Origin of the sequence: Pantoea sp. BS_8 (genome assembly GCF_041954965.1) — a bacterium.
Classification (GTDB): domain Bacteria; phylum Pseudomonadota; class Gammaproteobacteria; order Enterobacterales; family Enterobacteriaceae; genus Pantoea; species Pantoea stewartii.
In genome coordinates, this window is record NZ_JAVAXU010000009.1 from 41218 (window position 1) to 55470 (window position 14253).

The window sequence follows — 14253 nt, forward strand, 5'->3', positions numbered from 1 at the left end:
CTTACTCCTGTGATTGTTTCATCATGAAGGTGAGGCACGCCCCTTAACTGAGGTATACTTGCGCGTCCCCACAGAAGATCGGTAATGCATTCACTATGGCAGGAAATAAACCCACCAACAAATCGAACGAAACGCAGGATCGCCAGTTAGAAGGCGTGAAAATGCCCCCGCATTCGCTGGAAGCGGAGCAGTCGGTGCTGGGTGGGTTAATGCTGGATAACGAGCGCTGGGACAACGTGTCCGAACGCGTCGTGGCAAATGATTTTTTCAATCGCTCGCACCGTCTTATTTTCTCCGAGATGCAGCGTCTGCTGGAAAACAGCAAACCTATCGACCTGATTACGCTGTCAGAATCGCTGGAAACGCGCGGCGAACTGGAGATGGCTGGCGGATTTGCTTACCTGGCTGAGCTGGCGAAAAACACGCCCAGTGCGGCGAACATCGGCGCTTACGCGGATATCGTGCGTGAACGTGCGGTCGTGCGCGAAATGATCGCCGTGGCGAATCAGATAGCCGATGCCGGTTATGATCCCCAGGGGCGCAGCAGTGAAGACCTGCTGGATTTTGCCGAGTCGAACGTATTTAAAATCGCTGAGGCGCGGGCTAACAAAGACGATGGCCCCAAAAACATCGAACAAATTCTGGAAGCGACGGTTTCACGGATTGAGTCGCTGTTTCAGACGCCGCACGATGGCGTCACGGGCATCGATACCGGTTATCAGGATCTGAATAAGAAAACGGCCGGGCTGCAACGCTCAGACTTAATTATCGTGGCCGCACGTCCCTCAATGGGTAAAACCACGTTCGCCATGAACCTGTGTGAAAACGCGGCGATGCTGCAGGACAAACCGGTACTGATTTTCAGTCTGGAGATGCCCAGCGAACAGATCATGATGCGTATGCTGGCCTCCTTGTCGCGGGTTGACCAAACCCGTATTCGTACCGGTCAACTTGACGATGAAGACTGGGCGCGCATTTCCGGCACGATGGGCATTTTGCTGGAAAAGAAGAATATGTATATCGATGATTCTTCTGGCCTGACGCCGACCGAGGTCCGTTCCCGCGCGCGTCGCATCTATCGTGAAAACGGTGGCCTCAGTCTGATCATGATCGACTACCTGCAGTTGATGCGCGTGCCCGCATTGTCAGATAACCGTACGCTGGAAATCGCCGAGATTTCCCGTTCATTAAAAGCGCTGGCAAAAGAGCTTAACGTGCCCGTGGTGGCGTTATCTCAGCTGAACCGCTCCCTGGAGCAACGTGCCGATAAACGTCCCGTAAACTCGGATCTGCGTGAATCGGGTTCGATCGAGCAGGATGCTGACCTGATCATGTTTATTTATCGTGACGAGGTTTATCACGAAAACAGCGACCTGAAAGGGATCGCAGAGATCATTCTGGGTAAGCAGCGTAACGGCCCGATCGGTACCGTACGCCTGACATTTAACGGTCAGTGGTCACGCTTTGATAACTATGCAGGCCCGCAGTACGACGACGAATAATCCGTCACTGGCCTGCCATGCACGATCTGTGCATGGCAGGCAGGACCGTGCAAAATAGTGTTGGACAACGTCGCAGTGAATCGGGTTATCTGTAGCAAAGCGACACTGATACGCGACGGAAACAGCATGACGCACGTAGACGATTACGATCTAAAAATCCTTACTCTGCTCCAATCTAATGGCCGTTTGACCAATCAGGAACTCAGCGATTTGGTCGGTCTTTCTGCTTCACAATGTTCACGTCGGCGTATCAATCTTGAACAGGCCAACCTGATTCTTGGCTATCACGCACGGCTGTCGCCGGACGCGGTGGGGCTGGGCATTGTCGGACTCATTGAAGTGCGGCTCATTAACCATACCGCTGACTATGTCGACAGCTTCCATCGCATGGTGGAACAGGAAGACGCAATTATTGATGCCTATAAAACCACCGGTGATGCCGACTACCTGCTGAAAGTCGCCGTGGCCGATTTGGCCTCACTGAGCGCGGTAATCAGCCAGCTGTTAGCCGGTCACCAGAGCGTTTCCCATGTCAAAACATCGGTGGTACTGGGCAGACTCAAAGAGAACGGATTAATGATGGGCGAGCAGCAGGCTGTGCGCCAAAAAAGAGCATAATGCGCGCAGGTGGTGCATGATGTGGCGGAATGATGCGTTTTTTATGCGTATTTGAGTCGGGTAATGCACAATCGACCTCCCCGGCGGGGCAGTAAAATCCGGTAAGACGCTTACGCCTGAGCGCCTGCACAGGCTGGCGCAGTTATTGCATTGGTGCTGCATCATTCGCACTGAGACTGCTTTATGGACAACATTGTACAACCCGCCGATATTCCTCACTCTCGCCTTGAAGATGCGCTGGCTATCCTGCTCGGCACCTTAATGGTCTCGTTTGGTGTGCTCATGCTGAAGCAGGCAGGCGCATTGACCGGCAGCACGGCTGGGCTGGCATTCCTCATCAGCTATCTTTCGCCCCTGTCATTTGGCAGCGTTTTCTTTGTAATCAACCTGCCGTTCTACTGGCTGGCTGTGAAGCGAATGGGCTGGGAATTTACGCTAAAAACCTTTTGTGCCGTGGGGCTGGTGTCGCTTTTTACCCATCTTCATCCCCTGTTTATGCATTTTTCCACACTGAATCCTTTTTATGCGGCATTGTTCGGTAACGTCATCATGGGGATTGGGTTTATAGTGTTGTTTCGCCATAAAGCCAGCCTGGGCGGGATCAATATCCTGGCGCTCTGGCTGCAAGACCGTTTCGGCATTCGCGCCGGTAAACTGCAAATGGCGGTCGATACCTGCGTGGTGCTGGCCTCGCTGTTTGTCGTCAGCCTGCCGATGTTGCTTGCGTCCATTGCGGGCGCGGTGATACTGAATATGATCATCGCAATGAACCATCGTCCCGGGCGGTACAGGGTTTAATCGCCCTTTTTTATTTCAAGAACAATCATGGAGATCTGCACCGTGTTCCAGAACGTTGATGCCTATGCTGGCGACCCGATTTTGTCGCTAATGGAAGCCTTTAAACAGGATCCGCGCGAGCATAAAGTGAACCTGAGTATTGGGCTTTATTACAACGAGCAAGGCATCATCCCTCAGCTGCAGGCGGTGGCTGATGCTGAAGAGCAGTTACGTGCCGAACCGCAGCAGGCTTCGCTCTATCTGCCTATGGAAGGATTAAATACCTACCGCAACGCGATAGCGCCACTGCTGTTCGGAGCCGATCATCCCGTATTAAAAGCGGGCCAGATCGCCTCGATTCAGACCCTGGGCGGCTCAGGTGCGTTGAAAGTCGGTGCGGATTTCCTGAAGCGTTATTTCCCGCAGTCCAACGTCTGGGTCAGCGATCCGACCTGGGAAAACCATATCGCCATCTTTAACGGTGCCGGTTTCGAGGTGAAGACCTATCCGTGGTATGACCCGGAAACCAACGGTGTACGTTTTGATGCGTTCCTGAGCACGCTTAAAACCCTGCCAAAGCAAAGCATCGTGCTGCTGCATCCGTGCTGTCATAACCCAACCGGGGCCGACCTGACCAATGCGCAGTGGGACGAAACCGTTGCCGTGCTGAAAGCACAGGAGCTGATCCCGTTCCTGGATATCGCTTATCAGGGCTTTGGTGCTGGCATGGAAGAGGATGCGTACGCGATGCGTGCGGTTGCTGCGGCAGGTCTGCCTGCGCTGGTGAGCAACTCCTTTTCAAAAATCTTCTCGCTGTATGGCGAGCGCGTCGGCGGCCTGTCTGTGGTATGTGACAGCGCTGAAGAGGCCAGCCGCGTATTAGGTCAGCTCAAAGCGACCGTCCGCCGTAACTATTCCAGCCCGCCAAACTTCGGCGCACAGGTTGTGGCCCGCGTGTTAAACGACGCTACGCTGAAAGCTAACTGGCTGGCCGAGGTCGAAGCCATGCGGTTGCGCATTATCGACATGCGCCAGGCGCTGGTACAGGTGATGAGTACGGCGCTACCCGGTAAGAACGTCGACTACCTGTTGAAGCAGCGCGGGATGTTCAGCTACACCGGCCTGAGTGCGCAGCAGGTGGACCGCCTGCGTGAAGAGTTTGGGATCTACCTCGTCGGCAGCGGCCGTATGTGTGTGGCAGGTCTGAACAGCAAAAACGTGCATCAGGTCGCGGAAGCCTTTGCGGCAGTAATGTAATTCCGCACACAATCTTCCCCGGGCCGCCAACCTTGTTGGCGGCTTTTTTATTTTTACGGATCGGGTTTACCTTTGCGCCACATTCTGCACACTTAACTGTGTCTCACAGATTCAGGAAAAAAGTATGTGGTATCAACAAACGTTGACCTTAAGCGCAAAATCGCGAGGTTTTCACCTCGTCACGGAAGAGATTGTGCAACAGTTGCCCGCACTCCGTGATATCCACACCGGATTACTCCATTTGCTGTTGCAGCATACGTCGGCCTCACTGACGCTGAATGAAAACTGCGATCCGACAGTGCGGAGCGACATGGAACAACACTTTATGCGCCATGTCCCGGAAGCGGCTCCTTATCAACACGATTACGAAGGCCGTGACGACATGCCCGCCCACATTAAGTCGTCCACGCTGGGCGTTTCACTGATGCTACCGGTGCAGCGTGGACAGCTGGTACTGGGCACCTGGCAGGGCATTTGGCTGGGGGAACATCGTATTCATGGCGGAGCCCGACGTATTGTGGCGACCTTACAAGGGGAATGAGTATGAATAATTCGGACTTACTGACGTACTGCATGAGCAAACCCGGCGCAGAGCAGAGCGTTCACAGCGACTGGAAAGCTACGCAGATCAAGAGCAACGGCGTGCTGTTTGCCATGGTGCATGAAGTCAAAGGGCGTCCGGCGGTGTCGCTCAAATCCTCGCCCGCGCTGGCTGAACTGATGCGGGATGAGCACAGCGATGTGTTTCCCAGTGAACATCTGAATAAATCACACTGGAACACGCTGTTTTTAGACGGCACGCTGAAAGATTCGCAAATTTACTATCTGGTGGATGCCTCTTTTCAGCAGGCAGATACCGGGCGGTAACGGCCCTTTCCCGGCGTGGGAAAGGGCACAGGACAGGATTACGCCGCTGCGTTTTTACGCAGCGTATCGATATCAATGACAAAGCGATATTTTACATCGCTCTTCAGCATACGTTCGTAAGCCTCGTTGATCTGATCCATGGCGATCAGCTCAATATCTGACGTGATGCCGTGTTTGCCACAGAAATCCAGCATCTCCTGGGTTTCAGCGATACCGCCAATCAGCGAGCCAGCGATGCTGCGGCGTTTAAAGATCAAATTGAAAACCTGTGGCGCGGGATGATCGTGTTCAGGCGCGCCGACCAGAGTCATATTGCCGTCACGCTTCAGCAAGGTGATAAACGGATTAAGGTCGTGTTGCGCCGCCACTGTGTTAAGAATGAAGTCAAAACTGTTGGCATGTTGCGCCATCTGGTCGGCATCTTTCGAAATGACCACTTCGTCTGCGCCCAGACGTTTTCCGTCTTCGATTTTTGACGGTGAGGTGGTGAATAACACGACATGCGCGCCCATCGCGTGAGCAATTTTTACGCCCATGTGGCCCAGGCCACCCAGCCCCACGATCCCGACTTTTTTACCCGGGCCGACATTCCAGTGACGCAGCGGTGAATAGGTGGTGATACCGGCACACAGCAGCGGTGCCACACCGGCCAGCTCCAGGTTTTCTGGAACGCGCAGCACAAAGCTTTCATCCACTACCATAGAGGTGGAGTATCCACCGTAGGTGATAGCCCCTGTCTGGCGATCCTGACCGTTATACGTGCCGACAAAGCCATTTTCACAGTACTGCTCCAGACCTTCCTGACAACTTGGGCAGCTGCGGCAGGAATCAACCATACAGCCAACGCCGACCAGGTCGCCGACTTTGTACTTCTGCGTCTCGGGGCCGACTGCGGTCACGCGGCCAACAATCTCGTGTCCCGGAACCACAGGAAAAATGGTGTTTTTCCACTCATTGCGCGCCTGATGCAAGTCAGAATGACAAACGCCACAAAACAGCACGTCAAGCTGTACGTCATGAGCACGAAGCTCACGCGGTTTGAAATCAAACGGTGCCAGTTTGGACTTTGCATCCTGAGCAGCATACGCATGGGTAATGTTCATGGTGTCTCCAGTTAAAGTGTGTCGTGATTTTTCGATCAACGCCGCAGCATAACGCGCGCAGCAAGAAGGTGACGCCAGGGGCGTACCAAAGGGGAACGAATTAAGGATAGTCAGGGGAGAGAAAAGCGTATATGCCTATATGTGTCTGAATCTTGCCTGATCCTGCATTTTTCAGGGTAAATTGTGCAATCCCTGTAAGAAGGCCCGCGTGATGCGGGCCTGCAATTTTATTTTTTCAACAAGGGTTTAAGGAAGCGGGCCGTATGTGATTTTTCACATTCGGACACGGTTTCTGGCGTGCCTGCCACCAGAATTTCACCGCCGCCACTGCCGCCTTCCGGCCCCAGGTCGACAATCCAGTCCGCCGTTTTCACGACGTCGAGGTTGTGCTCAATGACCACGATGGTGTTGCCCTGATCGCGCAGTTGATGCAGCACTTCGAGCAGTTGCTGGATATCGGCAAAATGTAACCCGGTGGTGGGCTCATCCAGAATATACAACGTCTGTCCCGTGCCGCGCTTCGACAGCTCACGCGCCAGCTTGACGCGCTGCGCTTCACCACCGGACAGGGTGGTGGCCGACTGACCCAGGCGGATATAGGACAATCCAACGTCCATCAGCGTTTGCAGCTTACGCGCCAGGGCAGGAACGGCATCAAAGAACTCACGCGCTTCCTCAATCGTCATTTCCAGCACTTCGTGAATGCTTTTGCCTTTGTATTTAATCTCCAGCGTTTCACGGTTATAGCGTTTGCCTTTGCACTGATCGCACGGCACATAAATATCCGGCAGGAAGTGCATTTCCACTTTCAGCACGCCGTCGCCCTGACAGGCCTCACAACGTCCGCCACGCACGTTAAAGCTGAAACGGCCTGGGTTATAACCACGTGAACGTGATTCAGGCACGCCGGCAAACAGTTCACGAACCGGCGTAAAAATACCGGTGTAGGTGGCCGGGTTAGAGCGCGGCGTGCGGCCGATGGGGCTCTGGTCGATATCGATGACTTTATCGAAGTGCTCCAGACCGGCGACATCGCGATACGGTGCTGGCTCAGCAATGGTGGCCCCGTTCAGCGCGCGCTGGGCAATCGGGAACAGCGTATCGTTGATCAGCGTCGACTTCCCTGACCCGGAGACGCCGGTGATGCAGGTAAACAGGCCAACAGGCAGCGTTAAGGTGACGTCCTTCAGGTTGTTACCGCGCGCGCCCGTAATTTTCAGGACCTTCGAGGGATCGCCCTTCACGCGCGTTTCAGGCACGGCGATTGCGCGTTTGCCGCTGAGGAACTGGCCGGTCAGCGAAGCTTCTTCCGCCATAATCTGCTCAACCGTACCTTCCGCGACGATAGCGCCGCCGTGCACGCCCGCGCCGGGACCGATATCGATCACGTGGTCGGCGGCGCGAATCGCGTCTTCATCGTGCTCTACCACAATCACGGTATTACCCAGATCGCGCAGGTGAATCAGCGTGCCCAGCAGGCGCTCGTTATCGCGCTGGTGCAGGCCGATTGACGGTTCATCCAGTACGTACATCACGCCGACCAGACCGGCGCCAATCTGGCTTGCCAGACGGATGCGCTGGGCTTCACCGCCCGACAGTGTTTCTGCAGAACGCGACATCGACAGGTAGTTCAGGCCGACATTGACCAGAAAACTCAGGCGATCGCCGATCTCTTTCAGCACTTTTTCCGCGATTTTAGCCCGCTGACCACTGAGTTTCAGATTTTCAAAAAACGCCATGGCATGACCGATGCTCATGTCTGAAATGGTCGGCAGCGTGGTGTTTTCGACATAGACGTGGCGCGCTTCACGACGCAGACGCGTGCCTTCACAGCTGGCGCAGGCGCGATTGCTGATAAATTTCGCCAGTTCTTCGCGTACCGCTGAGGATTCCGTCTCTTTATAACGGCGCTCCATATTGTTCAGCACGCCTTCGAACGGATGGCGGCGCACGGAGGTGTCGCCACGGTCATTAATATATTTAAATTCAATCGTTTCTTTGCCGGAACCGTACAGAATGACTTTCTGCACGCTGTCCTTGAGGCTGTTAAACGGCGCTTCTATATCGAAGTCGAGATGATCGGCGAGTGAGCGCAGCATCTGGAAGTAATAGAAGTTACGACGGTCCCAGCCACGGATGGCGCCGCCTGCCAGCGACAGCTCTGCATTTTGTACTACGCGATCGGGATCGAAATATTGCTGCACACCCAGACCGTCACAGGTCGGGCAGGCACCGGCGGGGTTGTTAAACGAAAACAGGCGCGGTTCCAGCTCACTCATGCTGTATCCGCAAACCGGACAGGCAAAGTTCGCGGAGAAGAGCAACTCTTCTGCCGCGCTGTCGTCCATATCGGCCACAATCGCGGTACCGCCAGAGAGTTCCAGCGCCGTTTCAAAGGATTCCGCCAGGCGTGTCGCCAGATCATCGCGGACTTTAAAGCGATCGATAACCACTTCAATGGTGTGTTTTTTCTGCAGTTCCAGCTTAGGAGGATCGGAAAGATCGCACACTTCGCCGTCGATCCGGGCGCGGATGTAGCCCTGCGTCGCCAGGTTTTCCAGCGTTTTGGTATGTTCACCTTTGCGATCTTTCACGACCGGTGCCAGCAGCATCAGACGGCGACCTTCGGGCTGTTCAAGCACCTGATCGACCATCTGGCTCACTGTCTGAGCAGCCAGCGGGACATCATGATCCGGGCAGCGCGGTTCACCCACGCGGGCAAACAGCAGGCGCAGATAATCGTGAATCTCCGTAATCGTGCCTACCGTCGATCGCGGGTTATGCGAGGTCGACTTTTGCTCAATGGAGATGGCCGGCGACAAACCCTCAATATGATCGACGTCCGGCTTCTCCATTAAAGACAGAAACTGGCGCGCATAGGCAGAGAGCGACTCCACATAGCGGCGTTGACCTTCCGCATACAGCGTATCAAACGCCAAAGAGGATTTACCGGACCCGGAAAGGCCAGTAACCACAATGAGTTTGTCGCGAGGGATGGTCAGGTTGATGTTTTTCAAATTATGGGTGCGGGCACCACGAACTTCGATCTTATCCATTCACCTTTCCCGGATTAGCTGCACTCACCGCGCCCTGTGACACGGCCAGAATAAACGCATCATTATGGCACAAAAAATAGACTGAATAAATATCCAGTAGTTTTTGCTTTTTTCCGGCGAATGATTAAAAATGGAACACCGCTCGAAACTGGGAAACCAGGCGCGGGACGTGTTAGAATTGATCGTTTAGAGTTGACGTAATCATTCATCGGGAGACAGCAACATGGCCAGTCGTGGCGTTAACAAAGTGATTCTTGTCGGGAATCTGGGTCAGGATCCGGAAGTACGTTACATGCCAAATGGTGGCGCTGTCGCCAACATTACGCTGGCTACCTCTGAGAGCTGGCGCGACAAGCAGACCGGTGAGAACAAAGAGATTACCGAATGGCACCGTGTCGTGCTGTTTGGCAAACTGGCAGAAGTGGCGGGCGAATACCTGCGTAAAGGTTCTCAGGTGTATATTGAAGGCCAGCTGCGCACCCGTAAATGGCAGGATCAGGGCGGTCAGGAACGTTACACCACGGAGGTGGTTGTCAACGTGGGCGGCACCATGCAGATGCTGGGTGGACGTCAGCAGGGCGGTAACGCGCCAGCAGGCGGCGGTCAGGGCAACAACAACGGTTGGGGCCAGCCTCAGCAACCGCAGCAGGGCAATAACAACCAGTTCAGCGGCGGCGCACAGTCTCGTCCGCAGCAGCAGCCCAGCGCTCCGGCCAGCAACAATAACGAACCGCCGATGGATTTTGACGACGACATTCCGTTCTAAGCCGTCTGTCAGTCTCTGTTGCAGAAAGCCCCATTACCGGGGCTTTTTTGTTTTGTTGGGGATGTCTGGTTTAACTCTGCACCACTATCCCGCCTTTCACGCACACCCTGGCGTGGTTTATCCAGCGCCGACACTGGAGGCGCGATGACCCGGCGGGCATGACCTGGCCGAAATACATGGCCTGTATCCTGAAAGCCCGGGCAAGATCGGGCACGGGCGACAAAAAACATGTCATCACATCTCTGGACGACGCGTCCGCCGTTAACTTAAATCATGCAGTGCTTTATCCAGCGGCGGCGTCAGAAGCATGTCGCGGAAGGTGACTGCCAGGCCGGCACGCTCCGGCGTGCAACACATAGCACCTATCCTGAGCGGACCGGGTGGAAAATAGCTCAGACGTAATAAAGGCCACGTCTGTCCGTCTGCCGAATACTGCAGTCTCAGGCTGTCACCTTTGCGCGTCAGCCGGAGCCAGAACGCTCGCGGATCGCCAGGAAATATCCCCGTTGCCCAGTCGGAATGGCCGAGCGTCAGCACGCTGCCAATGGCGGGCGCACCATCGTTATATTCAATTCCTGCTTTTAGCCAGTGCTGTGCGTCGCGTATCAGCATCAGTCCGGCCTGATCGTACAGCGTGGTAAAGTCTGCGCAGATTTTGAGCTGAAAAGTCATGTCGCCGTCCACCTCCGTGGCAAAGACATGGCCGGAAAAGCGCTCAAACCCGTACCAGGTCTTGTGCCAGAAATCGGTCTTATCATCGGTGGTGACCTGTAGCGTACCGTTCTGGTACTGCCACGTTGCAGGCTCATTGATCCAGGCAAACGACTCAAACATAGCGCCTCCAAAATCGGCCATGACTGGCCGGGCTGATGCGACTCAGGATGAAGAAAGAGTCAGATGGTCTGACACGGATGAAAGCGTGGTCGCTTAACGCCACCCGGCCAGCACGGTATCGGTATCGATCACGCGTGGTACGTTACCCGGAAGACTTAAGCCCGCCCAGACTTCATTATGCTGGCCAATTAACTGTTCCGCACTGGCACAGGTCCGGTCGGCGGTGGTATGGGCGTCAGCGGCGACGGTGATGCGATAGCCCAGTCCTGCGCCGACCTTGATGGTGGTGTCGACGCAGTAATCAGTGGCACACCCACAAATAACAAACTCATGAATAGCCAGCTCACTCAGCAGTGAGGCCAGGGACGTCCGCCAGAAACTGTCGCAGGCTGTCTTGGTAATAAAGTGCGCATTCCGGGGTTGAGCCATCTCGGGTAACAGCGCAAAGGCCTGGCTGCCTGGCACCATGTCGCCTTCGCTATGCTGAATAAACAGCGTAAGATCAGCCTGTTCGATGAGGCGGTTAATCTGCCTGACCCGGCCAGCCCGATCGAAACGCGGCGTGGTAAATACGCCATTTTGCATATCAACTACCATTACAACACGCTGCATGATGTTTCCTCGTCAGTACACCTGTTACGCAGTGTCATGTATTCAACCGGGGATGACAATCTTTGCATTTCATCCCCTTTTAACGGCATGCTTGCACATTCTGCCAACCAGATAAGGAGCGATAACGTGGAAGGCGTTCCAGCTGTTTTTCCCTGTGAAAAAGATCGTGCGCTGTTTCGGCAGTTGCCTGAACTGCCGGGCGTGGAACTTTACCAGGCGCATATTTCCCGTTATGCCTTTGCTCCGCATACGCACGAAGCCTTTGGCATCGGCACCATCGAGGCCGGGGCACAGCGCTTCCGTTACCGCGGTACGCACTACACTGCCCCTGTCCATTCTCTGGTCATGATGAATCCTGATGAGCTGCACACCGGGGAATCGGCCTGCGAAACGGGCTGGCGTTATCAAATGATCTACATCCAGCCCGACTGTATGGATGAGCTGAGTGGCGACCGTGGCTGGTGGTTCGGGGATGCGCTGCGAACGGACGTGCGACTTGCGCAGCCTGTGTCGCAGTGTCTGGCGGCGCTGTGGCAGGCCGATACGGCCCTGGCGCGTTATAGCCTGCTGTCAGACCTGCTGGTGCGCATCCGTCCACAGGCCCGTATGGCCTCAGCGCGTAAAGTCGATGCCAGACACCGTTTTGATGACGTGCGCGACTACCTGCGCGCCCATCTTGGGGAGCCGGTCAGGCTGGACACGCTGGCGGCATTAGCGTCGTTATCACCGTGGCATTTTTTACGCGCCTTCCGCGATCATTTCCATGTCACGCCCCAGCAAATGTTAATGGCTTACCGGCTTTATGAAACCAAACAGATGCTTGCCAGGGGTGAGGCCATAGCCAGCGTCGCGGCAGCGGTAGGCTTAACCGATCAGGCGCATCTGACCCGTGCGTTTACCCAACGTTACGGCATTACACCGGGCCGCTATCAAAAGCAGATCGCGCCACACACGTCCTGACCGCAATTTGCTACAAGGCATGCTTACCTGTTTGGTTCACACTGAAGCAAAAAGACAGACAGGAAAAAGCCATGTTGACAGGAATAATGTTTGCCCTTGCCGCAGGCATGATGTGGGGGCTGATTTTTGTTGGACCGGTCATCGTCCCGGATTATCCGGGCGCGTTGCAGTCAGCCGGGCGCTATGTCGCGTTTGGCCTGGTTGCGTTACCGCTTGCCTGGCACGATCGTTTCCGACTGCGCCAACTGAGCGCCGCCCACTGGCGGGAAGCATTAAAGCTGTCGCTGGTTGGCAATCTCTTCTATTACGCGTTTCTCGCCAATGCGATTCAGCGAACTGGGGCTCCGGTCTCCACGATGATCATTGGTACCTTACCGATCGTCATCGCTGTCACTGCAAACCTCTGTTATGGCCATCTTGAAGGACGGCTCTCATGGCGACGGCTTATCCCGGCACTGCTGGTGACGGGCGCAGGCCTGGTTTGCGTTAATGCGGCGGAATGGCAACTCCAGGGGGCAACGCTCAACGGCCAGCGTTATCTGACCGGCATTGCCCTGGCGGTGATGGCGGTGGTGTGCTGGACCTGGTATCCGTTGCGCAATGCGCGCTGGTTACGCAACCATCCTCAGCTTAAGGCTGCGACCTGGGCCACCGCGCAGGGCATTGTGACCTTACCGCTGGCACTTATCATGTATGCGCTGGTCAGCATACAGCTGGCGTGGCAACAGCCTGATTTTGCGCTGCCTTTCGGCCCCCGGCCTTTGGTGTTTATTGCATTAATGCTGACGATTGGCCTGCTGTGCTCATGGGCCGGAACGTTATGCTGGAATGCGGCCAGCCAGCGACTGCCTACCGTATTGATGGGGCCACTCATCGTCTTTGAGATTCTCTTTGGCTTGCTATGGACGTTTATCTGGTATCAACACTGGCCACCTGTTCTGACAATGATCGGTATTGTTTGCCTGATCGTTGGCGTGATTTGGGCGATGCGCATCAAGCCACAACCCCGCGTGACCGCCCTGAACAGGAAATCATCTGAACGTCCCGGATAATGAATAATTACTGGGAGTGATATTCACGCTTTTTCGGATTATACCGAGGTGTAAAACGGCGAAATAAAGCCGCCTCGGTAATCTGCCGGGTTTAAATCTTCCTCAAAACCGCCACTCAGCCATGCCGTATTTATCCACACAGGCGGCTTCCGCCCCATTAACAGCAAGACAATCGCACATATTGTTCAATAAATAGCCAGAAAATGGCTGAGTAAAGCGCGTTTATTCCTCAAAAAGCGGACAGATGAAGGTAAAGCGCTAACCCGCACCCAGCTTTTATGTTTAAAAAACGGGGAAAACATACCGTTTGGCTAAGAGAAATCCTTATCAGAAACCACCTTTTACTTCAGGCAGCCTTAATTTCAGCAGAATCAGACTGCGCTTCGCTTATATTTACTGTTTAACAGCAGACATCAATAGCAGGCAGAAATAGTTATCAATTGTGCGCTACCGGATGAAAGTGTTAAGTATCAATAAACTGTTAATCTGAGATTATTCTGGTCCATTTTTATCTTTTTATGCGATTACGCATAATCTGACGATCGGCAAAACATTTCTCAGGACCAGTCGGTGCTAAGGAAATGTACGGAGAAATCAAAATATGATTACTGGGATTAAACGAAAAAGTGGAACAGCGGCAGTTTCTTTTAGACGAGCTAATGAAAAAAAAGGAAGGTCCAGTCTCACCGAAATGAGACTGGGGGGATAAAAGTGGTGTAGATTGAGAGACTTTTGCTGTTGTAAATCAATTTTACCGCAAAAAAGGAAGCGTAACCGCAAATCCATTCATTAATTACGGACTGGGCGAGGCGCGCCATCCTAATGTCCTGTTAAATGCTCTTCATCTCT

At 54.3% G+C, this 14253-nt stretch carries 13 protein-coding genes; 9 read left to right on the forward strand and 4 right to left on the reverse strand.

All coding sequences use genetic code 11. The features are described 5' to 3' along the window. Positions 1-95 precede the first annotated feature (95 nt). The 6 genes from dnaB (at position 96) to RAC65_RS16115 (ending at position 5021) form a co-directional block, all read left to right on the forward strand. Complete coding sequence (dnaB, locus tag RAC65_RS16090) at positions 96-1502, forward strand: replicative DNA helicase (protein WP_006121562.1); 1407 nt, start codon at positions 96-98, stop codon at positions 1500-1502. A gap of 126 nt (positions 1503-1628) precedes the next feature. Beyond that, complete coding sequence (locus tag RAC65_RS16095; protein WP_039339069.1) at positions 1629-2120, forward strand: Lrp/AsnC family transcriptional regulator; 492 nt, start codon at positions 1629-1631, stop codon at positions 2118-2120. A 183-nt stretch (positions 2121-2303) separates the two neighbouring features. Continuing rightward, positions 2304-2918, forward strand: coding sequence for a YitT family protein (locus RAC65_RS16100; protein ID WP_006121564.1), 615 nt, complete (start codon positions 2304-2306; stop codon positions 2916-2918). A 42-nt stretch (positions 2919-2960) separates the two neighbouring features. Then, positions 2961-4154, forward strand: a complete 1194-nt coding sequence (locus RAC65_RS16105; protein ID WP_133745551.1) for an amino acid aminotransferase — start codon at positions 2961-2963, stop codon at positions 4152-4154. A gap of 124 nt (positions 4155-4278) precedes the next feature. After that, positions 4279-4695, forward strand: a complete 417-nt coding sequence (locus RAC65_RS16110; protein WP_033738976.1) for a secondary thiamine-phosphate synthase enzyme YjbQ — start codon at positions 4279-4281, stop codon at positions 4693-4695. Between the two features lie 2 nt (positions 4696-4697). Beyond that, positions 4698-5021, forward strand: a complete 324-nt coding sequence (locus RAC65_RS16115) for an MmcQ/YjbR family DNA-binding protein (protein ID WP_006121520.1) — start codon at positions 4698-4700, stop codon at positions 5019-5021. Positions 5022-5059: 38 nt separating this feature from the next. On the opposite strand, the gene RAC65_RS16120 is transcribed toward RAC65_RS16115, so the two are convergent. Together RAC65_RS16120 and uvrA are read right to left on the reverse strand one after the other, a co-directional pair. After that, positions 5060-6124 carry an NAD(P)-dependent alcohol dehydrogenase gene (locus RAC65_RS16120; protein ID WP_033738979.1) on the reverse strand — a complete coding sequence of 355 codons (1065 nt, stop codon included), beginning with the start codon at positions 6122-6124 and terminating at the stop codon, positions 5060-5062. A 227-nt stretch (positions 6125-6351) separates the two neighbouring features. Beyond that, positions 6352-9180 (reverse strand): excinuclease ABC subunit UvrA, encoded by a 2829-nt coding sequence (gene uvrA / locus RAC65_RS16125; protein WP_033738980.1) that lies wholly within the window; start codon positions 9178-9180, stop codon positions 6352-6354. Positions 9181-9403: 223 nt separating this feature from the next. Here uvrA and ssb1 point away from each other — a divergent pair, with 223 nt between their 5' ends. Then, the gene (gene ssb1, locus RAC65_RS16130; RefSeq protein WP_006121517.1) at positions 9404-9946 is read left to right on the forward strand and encodes a single-stranded DNA-binding protein SSB1; all 543 of its coding nucleotides are present in this window, start codon (positions 9404-9406) and stop codon (positions 9944-9946) included. A 261-nt stretch (positions 9947-10207) separates the two neighbouring features. On the opposite strand, the gene RAC65_RS16135 is transcribed toward ssb1, so the two are convergent. Continuing rightward, entirely contained in the window at positions 10208-10780 is a 573-nt protein-coding gene (locus RAC65_RS16135) for a DUF1349 domain-containing protein (protein ID WP_375096881.1), read from the reverse strand. A gap of 93 nt (positions 10781-10873) precedes the next feature. Next, a complete protein-coding gene (locus RAC65_RS16140; protein ID WP_033738983.1) occupies positions 10874-11392 on the reverse strand; it encodes an isochorismatase family protein in 519 nt (172 codons plus the stop codon). A gap of 126 nt (positions 11393-11518) precedes the next feature. On the opposite strand from RAC65_RS16140, the gene RAC65_RS16145 reads away from it, so the two are divergent. Both RAC65_RS16145 and RAC65_RS16150 read left to right on the forward strand, forming a co-directional pair. Beyond that, positions 11519-12352, forward strand: a complete 834-nt coding sequence (locus RAC65_RS16145) for an AraC family ligand binding domain-containing protein (RefSeq protein WP_375096882.1) — start codon at positions 11519-11521, stop codon at positions 12350-12352. 71 nt (positions 12353-12423) lie between these two features. Next, positions 12424-13404: a DMT family transporter gene (locus RAC65_RS16150; protein ID WP_039339063.1), complete on the forward strand. Its 981-nt coding sequence runs from the start codon at positions 12424-12426 to the stop codon at positions 13402-13404. Positions 13405-14253 lie beyond the last annotated feature (849 nt).